Below are 18,519 nucleotides of genomic sequence, written 5' to 3' on the forward strand. Positions count from 1 at the left end.
TCTCTCAGGAAAATGTAAAGGGTTGTGTCTAAATTTTATATTCTGTTAATAATTTCTCAGGGATCAGGGGTGTCCTCGCGCGATCGCTGGCTGGGAATCCAAGCAATGGGTAAGGTCAATAGATAACTGGTTAAGGTGGCGATCGTAATCAAGGGCAGCATTGATGTATGGGAAATCACCGTCAGAATCACCGCCAGCCCCAAAGGTGTTTTGGTCACCACCACCGTGATTGCCGCCATCATGCTAGCCAAGGCCACACTCAAGGGTGTATTCGGGAGTGCCTCATGTACGGCCATGCCCACACAAGCACCTACAAAAAATAGGGGAAAGACGACCCCCCCACGGAAGCCCCCCCGCAGACAGAGACTCAGGGCAACCAGCTTAAAGAAAGCGACGCTCAGCAGAATGCCAATGCTGTAGCGGTTGACCACTTGGATGACTTGTTCAATTTGCCGCTCACCGTAGAACAGGGTGATCGGATGAATCAGGGCAATCAAACCAATCAGAAAACCCACCGCCACAATTAAGACAAGAGGATATTGTCGATAGGGGTTCAGCCAGCGTTGAATCTGCCGATCTACAAGGATAAAGAGTGTTCCCACCGCCGCACCAATGATGCCGAGCAACACTGCAAAGCCAATATCCTCAGGACGCAGCGTATCGTAGGCAGGGAACCGATAAATGCCACCAATGGTTGTGCCTGTAATGACCCGAAAAAGGGTAAACCCAGCAGCCGCAGAAATCAGGGCTGGAATGATTGCCTCATAAAACTCCACACTGCGGCGATGGGGGACTTCCAAAACAAACAGTGTGGCGCCGAGGGGGGACTCAAAAAACACGCCCATGCCCGCTGCCATACCGCAGAGGGTGAGAATACGGGTGCTCTCTGGGGGTAGATGCAAACGCTCCGCGAACCAACTGCCCAAGCCGCCATTGATATCAATCATGGGACTTTCAGGGCCAGCACTACTGCCAAACAGCAAAGATAGGCTAGAAGCCAATGCCATACCCGGTAGAAAGCGATAACTTAACCGACCCTCGTGGTGTAACTCTGCGATCGCATCCGCGAGTCCCTCCGTTGCCCCCAAGAATTTGACCGATAAGCCCACCAACAAGCCACCAAAGGCCGTCAAAAGCGGCATGTAAGGATAGAGGTGCGCCCACGTGCCAATGCTCACTTGGCTAGGATCAGTCCCCCACAACAGCGCAAACCCCAGCTTAAGAGCGAGATAAAAAGCCGTGGCCACGCAGCCACCAAGCAGACCAACGATTAGGGCATACAGGAGCAAACAAGAGTAAGGGCAGGAGGCTCTGGCCATAGAAGAAGAGTTAGCGGCGCCGCCACCAGACAAAAATGGCAGAGCCAAACCCGACAAGGGGCAGCAGAAACACACTGATAATCTCTAGCCAGCGACTGGTGGTGACATTGAGTTGCAGGCGGCGATTGGTGGTTTCGCGCGGACGAATCGAGAGTGCCTTTTGGTCGCGATCGCCCAACCAGAGCACGGAATTGACAAAGAGATCACTATTAATCCCTTGGTAGGCAATCACACCATCGGTGGCGAATTCCGAATCCCCAAAGACCACCAAGCGGGCTTCCTTCGGTGGGTTATCACTCAACTGACGGGTAATCGCTACACCAATCGGCAGCGGCCCTTTGGTATCGACACCTTCAGTGAATTCAAGGTTGCCCGACTGCCAGTCGGTTTCCGCCCAAGTTTGCGGGCCCGAGAGGGCAATTTCCACAATGTCATCATCCTTCACAGGATCAATGCGAATGGCTTGCGCGCGGGGAAAGACACTCGGACCTTGGGCAAAGCGTTGAGTAATCGGGTGATTGCCATAGGTGGTGACAATAATCGTATCGGGACCGAGTCCCACCTGTTGACCCACACCAGAGCCGTCAATCACCCAGCGATTATCGAGGGTGAGTCCCCAGTTTTTCAGTAAATCATCCAGACCGGCGTTGACATCGACATCGAGCATTAGCAAAAGGCTACCACCCCGATTCAGGTACGCCTTGAGCAGATCCTGCTCCAGACGCAAAAAGGGTTGCCGCGGTCCAGCGACCACAATGACATTCGCATCCTCAGGAATTTTGCCCTTCTCCAGCAAATTCAGGGGCAGGAGTTCCACATCTCGCTGTTCGAGGAGTTTAGCCACTTCACTGAGACTGGCGGAGCCACCTGTGAGGGGAAGTTCATTGTGCCCCGTAGTGAAATAGGCACGGATCGTGCGATCGCTCGTCACCCGAATCAGGGCAGGGGTGAGGTTACTTTCGGAAAGGTCTTCATCAATGCGCTGCGTTTTCTCGCCCGCCACAACAATCACTTGCCCCACTTGAGTCACGTTGTACTTTTTAGCAAGGGCGGGTTGCTCTTGGGGGTCAATGAACTCAAATGAAAACTGGTTGTTGGCCTGACGGCGGTACTGTTCCAGCAACAGGCGATCGCGACTGGCAGCATTGGCATCAAACACCAATACCCGCACCGGCTGATCCAAAGTTTGCAGAACATCACGGGTTTCTGCCGCTAGGGTAAAGGCACGGTTTTCGGTGAGATCGATTTCAACACTGTAGCGATCGGCCAAAAAATTGACGATGCCCAATAGAGCAATCACCGCAATCACAGTCAGGATGGCATTCGTACTGGTTTGGGTGGAACGCCGCCCCCAAAACCCTGTGGAGACACGACTTTGCTGGATCAGCCACAGCAGTAGGGCAATCCCCCCCAAAGCTAAAAGGCTCAAGGGTAACCAATTCCAGCGATTGGTGACGATGCCAGCACTCAAGCCAGCAATGATCAAAAGTGGCGCCGCCCACAGCAATACCGTGGTCAATTGTTCGGGTGAGCCTAGGGCAAAGCGTTTCATGACCGGTACCCCCTAATTGCGCTGGTAACGAAAGGCATCAATGGACTGTGCCGTGAGGAAAATGCCGAGGAAAATATAACTACCAAAGACAACAAGACTACTGCTGCGGAAAATTCCCCGTGTCAGGTTGGTAAAGTGCTCTAGGGGTGAGACGTAGGTGAGGATATCACTGAGATTCCCGCCGGTATTTTTAGCCAAGACATCCAGCACCCAGAGAATCAGCAACACCGCAAATCCCAAAATGGCCGCCAAGATCGTGCTATCCGTCAACGATGAGAGAAACATCCCCAAGGAGAGAATGGCTGCTGCTAAAAGAATCAATCCGCCATTGCCCGCCAGAATGAGCCAAGGGGAGAGGGGGGGCGTACTCTGCTGGAGCGCCACAAACTGATAGACAATCACGGGCAGTAACAGCGTGGTATAAAACGTGAGCACTGCCAAGAGCTTACCCGTTGCCACACACCAGTTCGTAATCGGTGAGGTGGCCAAAAGTTCGAGGGTGCCGCGTTTGCGTTCTTCGGTGTACAGTCCCATCGAGAGCATGGGCAAAATGACTTGGGAAATGGAGCCGAGGAGTCCAAGGAAACTTTCGAGGATGAGCTTGGGAACGTCAATGGCTTGGCTCGGCGCCCCAAATTGTTGTTGCAGCAAATCCTGCTGAGCCACTTGGCTAATAATTGTCGTCATCACAACGAGGAAAAACAGGCCGCTGAGCAGCCAGAACACCCCGGCAATCACATAGTAGAAGGGGGCACTAAAGTAACTCTGGAGTTCGCGGCGATAGATGGCAAGAATGTTAGCAAGGAGGACACGCAGCCCCTGGAGGGAAACGCTAAGCACGGGCTTCTTCGGTGGTATCGCTGGGTTCTGCGGTGGGTTCATCGGTCGTTAGCTTCAAGAACACCTCCTCTAGGTTGGCACGGGAGCGGCGCATTTCAAAGAGTTGCACCCCATTTTGGACAAGGAGACTGGCGAGATCGGCACCGATTTCTGAAGGACTGCTGACCTGAAGTTGCTGTCGCCCTTGGGGAGTGCTATTGCCCCATGTGATCTGTTGCAGAGCAGGCAACTGTTGGAGGAGGGATTCAATAGCGGCGCGATCGCCCACGAGTTCGAGGTCATAGGTGTAGCTACTGCTGAGGCGTTGCAGCAGTTCATCCAGTTGGCCAATGCCCGCCACTTCGCCTTTATTGATAATCACGGCGCGATCGCAGGTCATGCTCACTTCCGCCAAAATATGGGTGGAAAGAATCACTGTATGCTGTCCCGCCAAGTTTTTAATCAGGTTGCGCACCTCAATAATTTGCCGCGGATCGAGACCCACCGTGGGTTCATCCAGAATGATGGCTGGCGGATCGTGAACGATCGCTTGGGCAATGCCGACCCGCTGCCGATAGCCCTTCGAGAGTTTGCGAATAATGGTGTGTTGCCGATCCCAGAGGCCGCAGCTTTTGAGGGCATATTCCACCCGCTGGGGGCGATCGCCCGCACTGACGCCTTTGATGCGAGCCACAAAGTGCAAATAGCCCGCCACCGTCATTTCCGTATAGAGGGGGGGATTTTCTGGCAGATAGCCAATGCGCTGCCGCACCGCCATCGGATTCGTGTGGACTTCATAGCCTGCAATAGATGCTGTGCCACTCGTTGCCGGTAGATACCCCGCCAAAATCCGCATTGTGGTGGTTTTGCCTGCGCCATTGGGGCCGAGGAGACCGAGAATCTCACCACTGGCCGCTGAAAAGCTGACATCCCGCAGCGCGACGGTTGTACCGTAAACCTTGGTCAGGTGTTCGACCTGAATCATGGCGTTTCCTCAACTCGTTCTACGGGAAACATTGACACACAATATAGCCGTTTTCCTCATCAAATACTGAGGACTTGGATAGTGGTATTTTGGGGCAGATTGGCTGCTGATAGACTGAGGGAGGCACCCCCACTGCGGCGAACCGGGGTTCCCTCCATAACTTTCAAAAAGTCCTCTAGCCCCGTCAGATCACAATTATTGGGGTCAGCCGCTGCCGTCCGATAGTGGGAAGGAATGACCAAACGGGGTTGCAAAACTTCAATGGCTGCCTTGGCCTCCTCAGCCGTATAGGCTTTGTCACTTCCTCCCACTGGCACAATCATCACATCAGGCCGTCCCATGAGAATGCGTTGTTCAATCGTGATCGGCATGGCAATGCCGCCCATATGCAAAAGATTGATGCCCCCCTGCTGCCAGCGCCAAACCACGTTGACGCCAAAGCGAAAGCCACCAACGCGATCATGACTGGTGCGGATGCCCTGAATACTCAAACCATTGACTTTATAGGAACCGGGTTGAAAAAGCAGTTTAGGCCGACCGGGTAAGCCTTCGATGTAGCCCTCGTCCAGGAGGCGACTGCTAATCATGACAATATCCGCAGTGACACGGGGAGGCCGCAATCCTTTGGTGCAACCAATGGGACGGAAGGGATTCACCAGTACCCGCTGACCACTGCCGGTGAAGAGAAAGCAGGTGTGGCCAAACCATTGCAGAGAGAGCCCCCCCCCTTGGGCATGGGCTGCCCAGTGTCCACTCAGGCTGGCGATCGCCCCAATTTGTGCCCAACGCAAGAACTGCCGCCGTTCCATTTTCTCTCCCCACACTCCTATTCCAGCTCAGTGTACCGAAAAGTGGCTGGCTCACAACGATGGACTGGACAGCCGTCGCAAAAAGTTCCGTAGCAGGTCTTTGCCGCAGGTGGTGAGAATGCTCTCCGGATGGAATTGCACCCCTTCCAGCGTCGGATAGTGGCGGTGGCGCACCCCCATAATCAGGCCATCCTCTGTCCAAGCCGTAATCTCCAATACATCAGGGCAACTGTCACGATCAATAACAAGGCTGTGGTAGCGGGTTGCGGTAAAGGGTTGGGGCAAATTTTGGAACACCCCCACACCACTGTGGTAAATTTCTGACGTTTTGCCGTGCATGAGGGTTGGTGCGAGCGTCACCGTGCCGCCGAAAACTTCACCAATCGCTTGATGTCCCAAGCAAACCCCCAAGATGGGTAGTGTGCCAGCATAGGTGCGGATCAGGGCTTCAGACATCCCCGCATCGGCAGGGCGACCCGGCCCAGGAGAAATCACAATACCCGCAGGGGCGAGGGCAGCGATCTCATCGAGGGTGATCTTGTCGTTACGAAAGACGCGCAGATCCGCAGCAACTGGGAACTCCTGCGCTAGCTCTCCTAGGTACTGCACAAGGTTGTAGGTGAAGCTGTCGTAGTTATCAATAACGATAAGCAAGGGGGCAACGTCCTCTATCGTTTTTATTCTTTATGATCCTACTACCCAGAGGTTTTCTGAATGGTACGGCTCTCCTGTCGCGGACACGCTTTTGAACCTGTAGCAGCGGTGATCTTTGATAAAGATGGCACATTAGCAGATGTTGCTGAGTACTTGAAAGAGCTAGCGATCGCCCGCGCTGCGGCAGTTGCTGATCATTTCCCCAATCTCAAGCAATTGTTGCTCCAAGCCTTTGGTGTGAGGGGGGAGCACTTGGATGCAGGGGGATTGCAAGCTGTAGGAACACGGCAGGAGAATCTGATTGCCGCAGCAGCCCTTGTTGCCAGCCAAGGGGTTTCATGGATTGCCGCCCTAGAGCTGGTGAGCACCGCCTTTGAAGCAGCAGAGCTAAAATTTACAACCAAAGCAGCGTTAACCCCTCCCCTGCCGAGGGTGATTGAATTGGTACAACAGTTGCATGGAATGAACTGTGCCTTGGCGATTATTTCTGGCGATCGCAGGTCGGAAATCGAGGCTTTTTTAGACACCTATCACCTGAAGCCCTTTTTCCAATGCTGGCAGGGGGGAGATGAGCCACCCACGAAGCCCGATCCGCAGGTACTCCTGAGGGTGTGCGATCGCCTTGGGGTGCGACCCGATCAAACCGTGGTTATTGGCGATGCCGATAGTGATGGCCTCATGGCACAGCGGGGGGGTGCAGCGGGCAGCATTGGTGTTACGTGGGGTTGGCATCGGCCACCAGTGCTCAATTACTGTGATTGCATCCTTGCCTCACCCTTGGAGATGCAGATTAGTGCTGACTGAGAACTAATTAGACTCAGTGGTGATTGAGGGTTACTCGCAATGAGTCAAGCATAATTAAGGCGGTAGTGCAGATAAACCTCATTGCCCACAGGCAAGACATTCAGGAGCGTCAACCTCCCTGAGAAGGCAATCTCCTCTGGATAGAGGCTAGGCGCTACCGACCCTAGGAGGAGGGGGCAGAGGGTCAACCACAATTCGTCAATGGCAGCCATCTGCAACAGGGAGGCGAAAAGCTGTCCTCCTCCCAACACGGCCAAGGTTTGTACACCAGCCCCTTGAATGTGCCTAAACGCCTGTGGCCAGTCAATCTCCGCCACCCCAGCAGACCAACAGTGATCAAAGGCAGTGGATCCTTGCCAGCGGCTGGCGCCTTTCTCGGTGGTCAGCAAAGCGCGCGAAATGGGCTGGCGAAAGAAGGGAAGATTGAAGTCTAATTCACCACGGGCAGAGCAGACAATTTGCAGCGGTTGGGGCGATCGCCCTTGGTGCTCACGCTCAGCAATCAGATGGGGAGACTGAAGGCGCATCGCTGTCCCCCCCAAACGCAATGTTGTCGCCCCAAAGAGTACCGCATCCACCTGTGCCACCTGCTGCTCAAGGTGCTGAAAGTCATAGGCCGAGGCAATGCGCTGACCCAAAGCATCGGCACGAGCAAGGCGGCCATCTAAACTACTGGCCAAAACTGCAATGGTGTAGGGGCGATAACTATTGGGTTGACTCAATGGAGCATCACTTTTTCCGTTGCTGCAGCGGACTCATCATACCACTGTAGCCAAGGCTGGGGGTTGCCATCATGGACAAAAACATGATCTGCCCTTTCTTGCACTTGCAGCTTACAACAGGGAATCGTATCGGCAAGAAGGGCACTAGCCATGGTGCCGCTGTGAACCTCCAATTGTCCCGCTGGCGGTGATTCAAAGAAAAGCCGTTGTCCTGGAAAAACGACTCGCTCAAAATACCAATTGGGAATATTGGTAATGCGCACCACCTGAATTTTGCTGGTGGCGTTGACATAACAGCAGAGGATGCGATCGCAACTATCGCTAGGGACGGGATCAAAGATTTGCGGCATAGGAAGTAATGGTTTCTTATAGGGACGTGTCTTTACCCTTGTTAGCCTAACATTGCCAATTCGATCCAGTTGTAAACTCAACTACAGGATGGACAGTTCATCCTTTCCTTGAGTTCCCGTGATCCCCTGTTGGAAAGGCGCAAATGTGTTACAACCTAAACAGCGATAGAGATTTATTAAGAATTTAGCGTTTCCATAGATCTTGGACTAGCCTATGTCCCCGCGTGTCCTTTACGTCCGTCTCCCCTGCAATCCGATTTTTCCCATTGGCGTGGTTTATCTGGCTGACTACATCCACAAGCAACTGCCAAGCATCGAGCAGCGGATTTTTGATCTGGGGACGGTACCGCCCTTGGATTTTCGTCGTGCCCTTGCCCAAGTGATTGATGACTTTGAACCCACGCATCTGGTTTTTTCTTGGCGGGATATTCAAATCTATGCCCCTGTGGGGGGACGGGGCGGCAATCCACTGCAACATGCCTTTGAGGTCTATTACGCCCGCAATCCCTTGGTGAAGCTGCGGGGGGCGATCGGGGGTCTGCGGGTGATGAGTGCCTACTATGGTGAACTCTGGCGAAACCTCAATTTAATCCGTTTGGGACTCCACCATGCCAAGCGTCACCATCCGCAAGTCACGACCATCGTCGGTGGCGGTGCGGTCAGTGTCTTTTATGAACAATTGGGTTCTCAACTGCCCAAAGGCACCATTGTTTCCGTTGGTGAAGGGGAAACGCTGCTGCACAAAGTCCTAACGAACCAGCCAATTGCCGGGGAGCGTTGCTACATTGCGGGTGTGGAAAAGCCCCGCGATCGCCTGATCCACGAATGGCCAACCCCCATCGAAAAAACCGCCTGCAACTACGACTACATTGAGACGATCTGGCCCGAATTTGAATACTACCTTCAGGGGGGTGACTTTTATATTGGCGTGCAAACCAAGCGTGGCTGTCCCCACAACTGCTGCTACTGCGTCTATACCGTGGTTGAAGGCAAACAGGTGCGCATCAACCCTGCTGAAGAAGTCGTCGCCGAAATGCGCCAGCTCTACAATCGCGGTGTGCGCAACTTTTGGTTTACCGATGCCCAGTTTATCCCCGCCCGCAAATTTATCCCCGACGCGATCGCCCTGCTGCAGGAAATCCTGAAAGCAGGCATGAATGATATTCACTGGGCAGCCTACATTCGTGCTGACAACCTCACCCCCGAACTGTGTGACCTGATGGTGCAAACGGGGATGAATTACTTTGAAATCGGCATTACCAGTGGCTCCCAAGAATTGGTGCGAAAAATGCGCATGGGCTATAACCTGCGCACCGTGCTGCAAAACTGCCGCGATTTGAAAGCCGCCGGCTTCAACGCCCTCGTCTCTGTGAACTACTCCTTCAATGTCATTGACGAACGCCCTGAAACGATTGCCCAGACCATTGCCTACCACCGTGAACTAGAAGGCATCTTTGGCGCTGACAAGGTGGAGCCAGCCATTTTCTTTATTGGTCTGCAACCCCACACCCATCTTGAGGCATATGCCCTTGAACACGGCATTTTGCGCCCCGGCTACAACCCCATGAGCCTGATGCCTTGGACGGCCAAGAAACTCCTCTGGAACCCAGAACCCATGGGATCCGTCTTTGGCGAAGTGTGCCTAGCGGCTTGGCGACTCAATCCCAATGACTTTGGCCGCACGGTCATGGATCTACTGGAGGAGCGATTTGGCCGTGCCCCTCTCGAGGCGGCATTGTCAGCACCCCTTGCGGAGACTCGTCTTGTGCATCGTTAAAAAAAACGCAATAAAATGACCATTCCCCCTTAGAATGTTTCCTAGATCATTTCTGGCAATGAGTTAGTAAACAGAGGAAGGGATCAGGTGGTTAGAGTCGCTATCAATGGTTTTGGGCGCATCGGTCGGAACTTCATGCGTTGCTGGTTACAGCGGAAAGCCAATAGCAAGCTAGAGATTGTAGGCATCAACGATACCTCCGATCCCCGCACCAATGCCCATTTGCTGAAGTATGACTCGATGCTAGGCATTTTCCAAGATGCCGAAATCAGTGCTGACGACGACTGCATCTATGCTGGTGGCCATGCGGTCAAATGTGTCTCTGATCGCAACCCCGAAAATCTGCCTTGGAGTTCGTGGGGAATTGATCTCGTTATTGAAGCCACCGGGGTTTTTACCAGCCGTGAAGGTGCCAGCAAGCACCTGAGTGCCGGTGCGAAAAAAGTCTTGATTACAGCACCCGGTAAAGGCAATATTCCGACATACGTGGTGGGAGTGAATCATCACACCTACAATCCCAGTGAAGATATCGTCAGCAATGCCAGTTGCACCACCAACTGCTTAGCCCCCATTGTCAAAGTGCTCCATGAAACCTTTGGCATTCAGCAGGGGATGATGACGACGACCCACAGCTACACGGGGGATCAGCGCTTACTCGATGCCAGTCACCGCGATCTGCGGCGGGCACGGGCAGCAGCGATGAACATTGTGCCCACCTCTACGGGGGCTGCTAAGGCAGTCGGATTGGTGATTCCCGAGTTGCAAGGTAAGCTGAACGGGATTGCCCTGCGGGTACCCACCCCCAATGTCTCTGTGGTTGATTTTGTTGCTCAAGTGGAAAAACCCACCATTGCTGAGCAGGTGAACCAAGTGATCAAGGAAGCCTCGGAAACCACAATGAAGGGGATTATCCACTACAGTGAATTGGAGCTGGTGTCTTCGGACTATCGGGGTCACAACGCCTCCTCGATTTTGGATGCGTCCCTCACGATGGTGATGGGGGGCAATCTAGTGAAAGTGGTGGCTTGGTACGATAACGAGTGGGGCTATAGCCAGCGGGTTCTGGACTTGGCAGAGCACATGGCCGCTCACTGGGCTTAGTCGTTTCATTTTAAGGATTGGTTCGCAACTCACGATGCAAGATAAATCGATGTTAATGATTCCGGGGCCTACGCCGGTACCGGAGTCGGTTCTTCTGTCCCTCAGCAAACATCCCATTGGCCATCGCAGCGGTGACTTTAGCGAGATCATGGCGGCGGTGACGTCAGGGTTGAAATGGCTGCATCAAACCACGAATGATGTGCTGATTTTGGCGGCCAGTGGCACAGGGGCAATGGAGGCCGGGATCATTAACTTTCTCAGCGCGGGCGATCGCGTGCTCGTAGGCTGTAATGGTAAGTTTGGCGATCGCTGGGCAGAGGTGTGCGATGCCTATGGCCTGAAAACGGAGCGCATTACGGCGCCTTGGGGACAACCCCTCAACCCCGATGACTTCAAAGCCGCCCTCGAGGCAGACACGGCCAAAACCATCAAAGCGGTGATCATTACCCACAGTGAGACCTCAACGGGCGTGATCAACGACTTAGAGGCAATCAACCGCCACGTCAAAGCCCACGGCCAAGCCCTGATCATTGTGGATGCCGTGACCAGTCTGGGCGCTGTGAGTGTGCCCATTGACGAGTGGGGGTTAGATGTTGTCGGTTCCGGTTCCCAGAAGGGGTATATGATCCCGCCGGGCTTGGCGTTTGTCAGCGTCAGTGCCAAGGCTTGGGAAGCCTACAAGACAGCCACGTTGCCGAAGTTCTATCTTGACTTGGGGAAATACCGCAAGGACGCTGCCAAGAACACAACCCCCTTTACGCCACCGGTGAATCTCTTCTTTGCCCTGAAGACCGCACTGGAGATGATGCAAGCAGAGGGCTTAGAGAATATCTTTGCCCGCCACCACCGCTTGATGCAGGCCACCCGCGCCGCCATGAAGGCACTCAACTTGCCCCTTTATGCGGCGGATCACTGTGCCAGTCCCGCGATTACGGCGGTGGCACCCCAAGGAGTGGAGGCCGAAAAGATTCGCAGCCTAATGAAAAAACGCTTTGACATTGCCCTAGCGGGTGGTCAAGATCACCTCAAGGGGCAAATTTTCCGAGTGGGTCACTTGGGTTTTGTCAGCGATCGCGATATTTTAGCCGCAGTCAGTGCCCTAGAAGCGGTGCTTGGCGAATTGGGATACACCAACTTTAGTCCCGGTGCCGGGGTGGCCGCTGCCAGTCGTGTATTGACCACGGCCTAAGTGATGGAGCCTTGGTTGCAGCCACCGGCAGTCCAGCAGGCACGACGCATTTGCGCCAGTTTTCAGCACTGGACGGGGCGATCGCTCCTAGCTGCTCCGGCTGGGGATGACTTGAGCCTAGCACAGCAGTTGTTTCACTGGTCACAGCCCGTTCTCTCCCATGGGTATGAGGCCGATCCCATCCTCAACTATGGCAACCAAGCCGCTCTCACCCTGTGGGAACTCTCTTGGCCGGAATTGGTGCAGCTTCCTTCGCGGCTGACGGCGGAACCCATGGCTCAAACTGAACGAGCAACCCTCCTTGCCCAAGCAGCCCGCCAAGGCTATGCCAACAACTACAGTGGTGTTCGTATTTCTCGTTCTGGGCGGCGGTTTCGCATTGAAAATGCTTGGATTTGGACGGTTTTGGATGAAGCGGGCAATCCAGTTGGCCAAGCAGCAACGTTTAATCAATGGCAGTTCCTGTAGCATTGATCTAACCCCTTGCGTATAAGTGACTGTACAAGGTTGTCCATGAAAGAACTCCTTGCCCATTGGTTGCATCAGGTTCAAGCCTTCCGCTATCACCGCCGTACGCCAGAAAGCCTCAATCAATTGATTCGGATACTGTATGCTGAATCCCATTTGAATGTTCCCTATGTGGTCTTGATTGTTACTTCCTGCGCGATCGCCACATTTGGTTTGCTCTCCAACAGTGCCGCTGTGATTATTGGGGCGATGGTGATTGCACCGCTGATGCTGCCGATTCGCGGATTGGCCTTAGCCGCTCTCATTGGCGACTTCAAGATGTTTCGTGAGGCAGCGATTGCCTTGATTGTCGGCACCCTCATGGCCATTGGCATGTCTTGGACAATTGGTGTCATGGTGGGTCTTGAGGTCTATGGCAGTGAGATCATGGCCCGCTCCCAACCCAATCTGCTGGACTTGGGCATTGCGGTGGCCGCAGGTGCCGTGAGTGCCTATGCGGTGGCGGAACCCCGTGTTTCAAACACCTTGGCGGGGACAGCGATCGCCGTTGCGCTCATGCCGCCCGTTTGCACAGTTGGCCTTGGGATAGCGCAGTTGAATACGAGTCTGAGTGTGGGGGCAACGCTGCTATATTTCACAAACCTGCTAGGAATTACGCTGGCCTGCATGGTAGTTTTTGTCATTGTTGGTTATATCCCTTTGCATCAAGGGCGCCGTCCCCTCACCATTGCCGCTGCCCTCACCGCTCTGTTGGTGATTCCCCTCGCCATTAGCTTCAGTCGGCTCATTGAACAAGTGCGGTTGCAACAGCAAGTACGAGAGGCGCTCATTGGAGGAACGCTGACATTTCAACGCCTCGATCTGTTAGGTATGGAAACGAATTGGGTCAGTAACCCACCCGTGATTCGGGTGAATGTGCGTGCCCGCGAGCCGGTCACCCCAAAACAGGTGGCACTCATGGAAGAGTTTATCCAACAGCGGATGAATCGCCCTTTTCGTCTAGTCCTACAGGTGTCTAGCATTGAAGAGATCACCTCAGAGGAGCCGTTGCCCTAGTTTTTTGAGCGTTAAGCCAAAATGTTAGACTATTGAGACTGCAGCTGATCTTTGGTTGCATCTGTTCTTTGTCAACGCTTCCCATTGACGCATGAGTGACTTTCTCCCCTACGCCTATCTCAACGGTCAGTTTGTGCCCTTTGCAGAGGCCAAAATTTCCGTGGCCACCCATGCCCTTCACTACGGAACAGCGGCCCTAGGAGGCTTGCGCGGTCTCCCTAATCCGGCCAACGCTAGGGAAATTCTCCTCTTTCGTCTGGAGGATCACTGTCGTCGCCTGAGTCGCAGTGCCCACTATCTCGGCTATGAATTGCCCACCAGCGAGATTAAGTCGAAAATTGTTGCATGGGTGCAAAAAAACCAACCTAGCGTGCCCTTCTATATTCGCCCTTTGGTCTATACCTCTGGGCTGGGCATTGCACCACGGCTCCATGACATTGAGAAGGATTTTCTTATTTACGGCATGCCCCTTGGCGATTACCTGTCAGCTGCAGGCGTTACCTGTCGCATTAGTTCATGGCAGCGGCAGTGCGATCGCTCGTTTCCCCTAAGGGGCAAGTTGACCACTTCCTATATTGTCTCGGCACTGGCAAAAACAGAGGCTGTTTCCTCTGGCTTTGATGAGGCGATTCTCCTCAATGACCAAGGGAAAGTCTGCGAAGCCTCAGGAATGAATTTGTTTCTGGTGCGGGATGGTCAACTCATCACCCCCAGTGTGGATCAAGACATTCTTGAGGGCATTACCCGCCGCAGTGTCATTGAGCTAGCGCAGGCGGCGGGTGTCAAGGTGATTGAGCGGCCTGTGGATCGTACGGAACTTTTGATTGCCGATGAGGTCTTTTTAACGGGTACGGCTGCGCGAATTGTGCCCGTCAGTCGCATTGAGACCTACACGCTGCCGAGCGATCGCCCCCTGACACGCCAACTGCAAAAACAATTACAGGCGATCGTTGAAGGACGGGAGCCACAGTATCGTCACTGGGTTGATGTCATTCCCCTCTAGCTCAAAGGTTCGTAATCCGCTTAGGTGAGGTACTTACACAGACTTAATTCGGTTCCTTTCGGGTTCCAATAGACCTCATCAAAGATGGCATAGATCAAAAATAAGCCCCGACCACATTCACAGTCGGCGGCTGGCAATAACTCATCAGCAGTCTCAGAAACATTACTAGGAGGAGAGAAACCGTCCCCCTGATCCGTAATCACCCACCAGCATTGATCGGGGAAGAAGGTATAACGCACAAAAACCAGCTTTTCAGGATTGAGTTGATTGCCGTGGCGAGCCGCATTGACGAGGGCTTCTTGGAGGCCTAGCCTAATTTCATCTTTGTACTGGGGGGGAAGATCACTGAGTAGAATGTCTAGGATGGGTTGGAGAAAAAGCGTTGAGGGAAATGCTAGGGTTTGCCATTGAGGCGCAACGTACATTAACGTCATAGACGGCATAACCCGCGAAGGATAACTGGGCAGCGGGATACAGTTCCGAGACTGGTGAGAGTCATTGGCGGATAACCGAACCCCTCTACCTTTAGCTTAGCAAGGGAGTTGTTGCTCGCACAACCGCTGCCTGTCCTGCCAATGATTCAGTCCACTAGTGCAGGCGATCGCCAAAATAGCGGCGGTAAAGATCACAGCGCACCTTAGCTAAATTTCCCTCTAGGGTAATCAGTCCCAAACTGTGGAGCTTAAAGCCAACGGTGCTATCAACCATATTGCCGTTGTCCGCTTGCAGAATCTCCTTAAAGGCAGGCACTAGGTCTGCCTGCTGCTGGAGATGCCACCACTGTCGCCGCAGGTGATCCCGATACAACCCCGTTTCTGAGGCCGCATTGGCTATTAACGCCTGCCATGTCAGGTCTTGGCGGGCGAGGTGATAGAGGCTCAGACGAATCAGATAGGGATGACCTCCCACCAAGTGCTGCAGGTCTTGAAGCTGCTCCTCTGACAGACTCAGGCCATGGAGGCGACACAACTCAGCAATTTGTTCTTGGTTAAATTCCGGCAGATCAATGGCTAAGCCAACGTTAAAGGGGGACTGATTAATGTCTAGGGGAATATAGACCTCCGTACCATGAACCACAATTAGACGGAGATTGCGCCAAATATCGCGGTTTTTGCCCTCTTCATGCCATGCCCGCAACAGGCCAAAGAAGTCACTGGCCACTTCCGGATACTCAAACACCCGATCCACTTCATCAAGACCCAAGACAAGGGGACGACCCTCAAACTGTGTCCCCGCTTTTTGGCAATTGGGTAAGAGATACTCCTCAAAATAGGTAGTGCAGTTGTATTTACTGCCAAAAATGTCATCCCAATACTCATTGAGGCGGTTTTCTAGCCCTAATCGCCGCCCGACACTGGCACAGAGCCAGCGCAGGAGTTTTTCTAAATCACTGAAGACTTGGGCATCTGCCAGTTGGAAACTGAGGGGAACAGTGCCATAACCCTCTTGGGTGGCGCGGTACAGCAGCCGTGCCATGAGTGAGGTTTTGCCCATTTGGCGGGGGGCTTTGATGCGAATGAGGGAGCCGGGTTGCAAGAGGGTTTCGCGACAGCGTTGCTCAATGGGTGGCCGCTCAATATAAAATGCCGAGGCCACTTCCACCTGCCCTTCTGGGAGTTCTGGCTCAGCCACGGGAACAGGCGCACCATCACCCACCAATGTGCCAATTTGCGCAGATTCAGCAATGGTTTCTTGGGCAGCATCGCTACTGGTGGCTACAGGGGCAGTGGTCGCATTCACCAAGTCGAGAATCTCTTGCAGCAGGGTGTCGGTGTCCGCTGGCGATCGCCAGAAGCGCTGTTGTAGGCGATGCAGGTAGCCCCGCAACTCATAGTTCAAGGGCATATCAAGGGGGAAATTGACCCGCACAGGCAAGATAAAGGGACGGCGATCGCCCCGTTGGGCTTGCAACTGTTTGACCGTGCGGACTTCCTCAAGCACCATTTCACTTTGCGCCGCCGTTTGTGAGAGCAACAGAACAAAGAAATCACACCGCTTTAGCTCCTGATCAATCCGCTGTGCCCATGCCTCCCCAAGGCGGATACTTTGGCTGGCCATAAAGGGTTGGTGACCCGCTTTTTGCAACACCTCTTGGAGGGCACTGGCCAACTGCAAATCGGTGCCGTCACTGGAGTGACTGATAAAAACATGGCGACCTTGGTTGGAAAGGGCGGCGGTGGCTGCCGCTGGAGAGGACACTGGTTTCGGTTCGGTGACTTGTGGCGGCAGCGTGGAAACAGCGGGTAGTGGACGGGGCGGCACTGTAGAAGCACCCCCACCTGCCTTTGGCGATCGCGCAGCGCGCCCTTCGGGCGATCGCCAGAGGTCTTGAACAGGAGTTTTGAGAAATTTGCCAAGGCGAAACCAAAAGGATTTGGGCACCTCCACCTGTTGCAGGCTGGCAAGGGCATCGGTAGCCGTGGCAAAGCGCTCGTAGGGAGAAGGGTGAATTAGTTTATTGACAAACTGCACTAGGCGATCGCTCACTGGTTCAGCAGCTTGCCAACACCAACAGCCGTAGGGGTCTTGGGTGAGTTGCAGAGGACTCAACCCCGTCAATGCCTGTACCGCCACCATCCCCAAGGCATAGAGATCGCTGGCCGGACGCGGACGCCCTTGGGCTTGCTCTGGAGCCATATACCCCGGTGTGCCAATGGCAATTGTCTGTGGATTGGTCTCTCCCACCAAGGTACCGCCGCCAATGGAGACCCCCATCTCCTTCACTGCCCCAAAATCAATGAGCACTAAGCGGTGATCCGATTGGCGACGAATGAGATTATCGGGTTTAATATCGCGGTGGATAACACCACATTGATGCACAAAGGCCAAAACCCGCAGGGCATCTTGGAGCAACGCCATCACCCGTGCCTCTGACCATGCACAGCCCGGCAACAATTCGTGCCGTAGGACTTGACCCTCAATGAAGTCTTGGACAAGGTAAAATTCGTTGTCTTCCTCAAAGTAGGCAAGGAGGCGGGGGATTTGCTCGTGACTGCCCAGCCGCTCTAGAATTTGTGCCTCCCGCTGAAAGAGCGATCGCGCCAAAGGGAGAAAGGCCGCATCCGTACGGGCAGGGCGCAGGTACTTAACCACACACTTGGCACGAATGGGGCGATGAACATCCTCAGCAAGAAACGTTTGGCCAAAGTTCCCAGCCCCTAAAACTCGAATCAATTTGTAGCGCCCGCCAAGGGTTTTCCCAATCATGGTAATTACGTTTTACTGGTTTCTGCGGTTGTTGATATATTTTGGCATAGTCTTTCCCGCCCCCTGCCGAAGGCTCACTAGCTGGCGAACGCCACTGGTTCTAAAAGCAACCCTGCTGCCAAGCAGAGGTCTGGGGAAATGGGTATTTGCATTTTGCACCTGCTGCTGAAATCAGGGAGAGAGGAAGCTTACAGTCTGAGGGGAATAATTTGACCAAAGAGGCCGAGGCTCCAGACGGTGTCAATGGGCAACTCTGTCACAAAGAGGGTGGCAACGCCAAGGTTATAGGATTGGGTGTTGTAGGCGATGTAGCGTTCAATGTCTTCTGCTGGGCGGGATTCCAGTTGATCGCAGACTTCCAAAGCCACCATGGCGATCGCGCTATCGCGATTGATGATCTCTGGACATACTTGAGTCAAAAGGAAGGTATTGATTTCCGCTGCGGCGCGGCGTTGATAGTCGGCAGGGGTGGGATTCGTCAGAACCGCAGCAATGATCCCCAAGAGCAAGAAGGCGCCACCGCCCCACCAAAGAGGGCGTGCCATGACTTGGGAAAGAAGAGGCACTTTCATAAGAGAGTTCTCTATGCTATGCTAGAGGACTAGCCTAGGAAGCATGGCGAGCGTAGCCAAGTGGTTAAGGCAGTGGATTGTGGTTCCACCATTCGTGGGTTCGAGTCCCATCGCTCGCCCTTTATTCTAGTG

General features: G+C 53.8%; 18 protein-coding genes and 1 tRNA gene. 8 read left to right on the plus strand and 11 right to left on the minus strand.

The features are described 5' to 3' along the window. Positions 1-56: 56 nt before the first annotated feature. The 6 genes from RHJ80_RS03630 to RHJ80_RS03655 form a co-directional block, all read right to left on the minus strand. The gene (locus RHJ80_RS03630) at positions 57-1,247 is read right to left on the minus strand and encodes a chloride channel protein (RefSeq protein WP_310801481.1); all 1,191 of its coding nucleotides are present in this window, start codon (positions 1,245-1,247) and stop codon (positions 57-59) included. A gap of 82 nt (positions 1,248-1,329) precedes the next feature. After that, positions 1,330-2,871, minus strand: coding sequence for a Gldg family protein (locus RHJ80_RS03635; protein WP_310453337.1), 1,542 nt, complete (start codon positions 2,869-2,871; stop codon positions 1,330-1,332). A gap of 12 nt (positions 2,872-2,883) precedes the next feature. After that, complete coding sequence (locus RHJ80_RS03640) at positions 2,884-3,687, minus strand: ABC transporter permease (protein WP_190278347.1); 804 nt, start codon at positions 3,685-3,687, stop codon at positions 2,884-2,886. A 16-nt stretch (positions 3,688-3,703) separates the two neighbouring features. Beyond that, complete coding sequence (locus RHJ80_RS03645) at positions 3,704-4,675, minus strand: ABC transporter ATP-binding protein (protein ID WP_206201103.1); 972 nt, start codon at positions 4,673-4,675, stop codon at positions 3,704-3,706. 59 nt (positions 4,676-4,734) lie between these two features. Then, a complete protein-coding gene (locus tag RHJ80_RS03650) occupies positions 4,735-5,484 on the minus strand; it encodes an MBL fold metallo-hydrolase (protein WP_310801483.1) in 750 nt (249 codons plus the stop codon). A 51-nt stretch (positions 5,485-5,535) separates the two neighbouring features. Then, positions 5,536-6,138 (minus strand): aminodeoxychorismate/anthranilate synthase component II, encoded by a 603-nt coding sequence (locus RHJ80_RS03655; RefSeq protein ID WP_310801484.1) that lies wholly within the window; start codon positions 6,136-6,138, stop codon positions 5,536-5,538. 60 nt (positions 6,139-6,198) lie between these two features. Between RHJ80_RS03655 and RHJ80_RS03660 the strand changes: the two genes are divergently transcribed. Next, positions 6,199-6,942: an HAD family hydrolase gene (locus tag RHJ80_RS03660; RefSeq protein ID WP_206201106.1), complete on the plus strand. Its 744-nt coding sequence runs from the start codon at positions 6,199-6,201 to the stop codon at positions 6,940-6,942. Positions 6,943-6,986: 44 nt separating this feature from the next. On the opposite strand, the gene RHJ80_RS03665 is transcribed toward RHJ80_RS03660, so the two are convergent. Beyond that, a complete protein-coding gene (locus tag RHJ80_RS03665) occupies positions 6,987-7,664 on the minus strand; it encodes a RibD family protein (protein WP_310438087.1) in 678 nt (225 codons plus the stop codon). Beyond that, positions 7,661-8,014, minus strand: a complete 354-nt coding sequence (locus RHJ80_RS03670; protein ID WP_206201107.1) for a DUF1830 domain-containing protein — start codon at positions 8,012-8,014, stop codon at positions 7,661-7,663. The genes RHJ80_RS03665 and RHJ80_RS03670 overlap by 4 nt, the downstream gene beginning before the upstream one ends. 214 nt (positions 8,015-8,228) lie before the next feature. On the opposite strand from RHJ80_RS03670, the gene RHJ80_RS03675 reads away from it, so the two are divergent. The 6 genes from RHJ80_RS03675 (at position 8,229) to RHJ80_RS03700 (ending at position 14,608) form a co-directional block, all read left to right on the plus strand. After that, positions 8,229-9,791 (plus strand): photosystem II high light acclimation radical SAM protein, encoded by a 1,563-nt coding sequence (locus RHJ80_RS03675; RefSeq protein WP_310743401.1) that lies wholly within the window; start codon positions 8,229-8,231, stop codon positions 9,789-9,791. Between the two features lie 87 nt (positions 9,792-9,878). Further along, complete coding sequence (locus tag RHJ80_RS03680) at positions 9,879-10,892, plus strand: type I glyceraldehyde-3-phosphate dehydrogenase (RefSeq protein WP_206201109.1); 1,014 nt, start codon at positions 9,879-9,881, stop codon at positions 10,890-10,892. A 34-nt stretch (positions 10,893-10,926) separates the two neighbouring features. After that, positions 10,927-12,081 carry an alanine--glyoxylate aminotransferase family protein gene (locus tag RHJ80_RS03685; protein WP_310801485.1) on the plus strand — a complete coding sequence of 385 codons (1,155 nt, stop codon included), beginning with the start codon at positions 10,927-10,929 and terminating at the stop codon, positions 12,079-12,081. A gap of 3 nt (positions 12,082-12,084) precedes the next feature. Beyond that, positions 12,085-12,549: an MEKHLA domain-containing protein gene (locus RHJ80_RS03690; RefSeq protein WP_310744256.1), complete on the plus strand. Its 465-nt coding sequence runs from the start codon at positions 12,085-12,087 to the stop codon at positions 12,547-12,549. Between the two features lie 45 nt (positions 12,550-12,594). Beyond that, complete coding sequence (locus RHJ80_RS03695; RefSeq protein ID WP_310801486.1) at positions 12,595-13,605, plus strand: DUF389 domain-containing protein; 1,011 nt, start codon at positions 12,595-12,597, stop codon at positions 13,603-13,605. Positions 13,606-13,696: 91 nt separating this feature from the next. Then, the gene (locus RHJ80_RS03700; RefSeq protein ID WP_206201112.1) at positions 13,697-14,608 is read left to right on the plus strand and encodes a branched-chain amino acid transaminase; all 912 of its coding nucleotides are present in this window, start codon (positions 13,697-13,699) and stop codon (positions 14,606-14,608) included. A gap of 20 nt (positions 14,609-14,628) precedes the next feature. Here the strand turns inward: RHJ80_RS03700 and RHJ80_RS03705 are convergent, their stop codons facing one another. The 3 genes from RHJ80_RS03705 to RHJ80_RS03715 form a co-directional block, all read right to left on the minus strand. Next, entirely contained in the window at positions 14,629-15,051 is a 423-nt protein-coding gene (locus RHJ80_RS03705; RefSeq protein ID WP_315863344.1) for an ATP-binding protein, read from the minus strand. A gap of 145 nt (positions 15,052-15,196) precedes the next feature. After that, on the minus strand, positions 15,197-17,815 hold the full coding sequence (locus RHJ80_RS03710; RefSeq protein ID WP_310801487.1) for an AAA-like domain-containing protein: 2,619 nt from the start codon (positions 17,813-17,815) through the stop codon (positions 15,197-15,199). Positions 17,816-18,003: 188 nt separating this feature from the next. Further along, a complete protein-coding gene (locus RHJ80_RS03715) occupies positions 18,004-18,387 on the minus strand; it encodes a DUF4359 domain-containing protein (RefSeq protein ID WP_302676776.1) in 384 nt (127 codons plus the stop codon). 46 nt (positions 18,388-18,433) lie between these two features. Between RHJ80_RS03715 and RHJ80_RS03720 the strand changes: the two genes are divergently transcribed. Further along, positions 18,434-18,506, plus strand: a tRNA-His gene (locus tag RHJ80_RS03720). Positions 18,507-18,519 lie beyond the last annotated feature (13 nt).

The sequence above is a fragment of the Thermosynechococcus sp. QS41 genome (assembly GCF_031583515.1).
Classification (GTDB): Bacteria; Cyanobacteriota; Cyanobacteriia; order Thermosynechococcales; family Thermosynechococcaceae; genus Thermosynechococcus.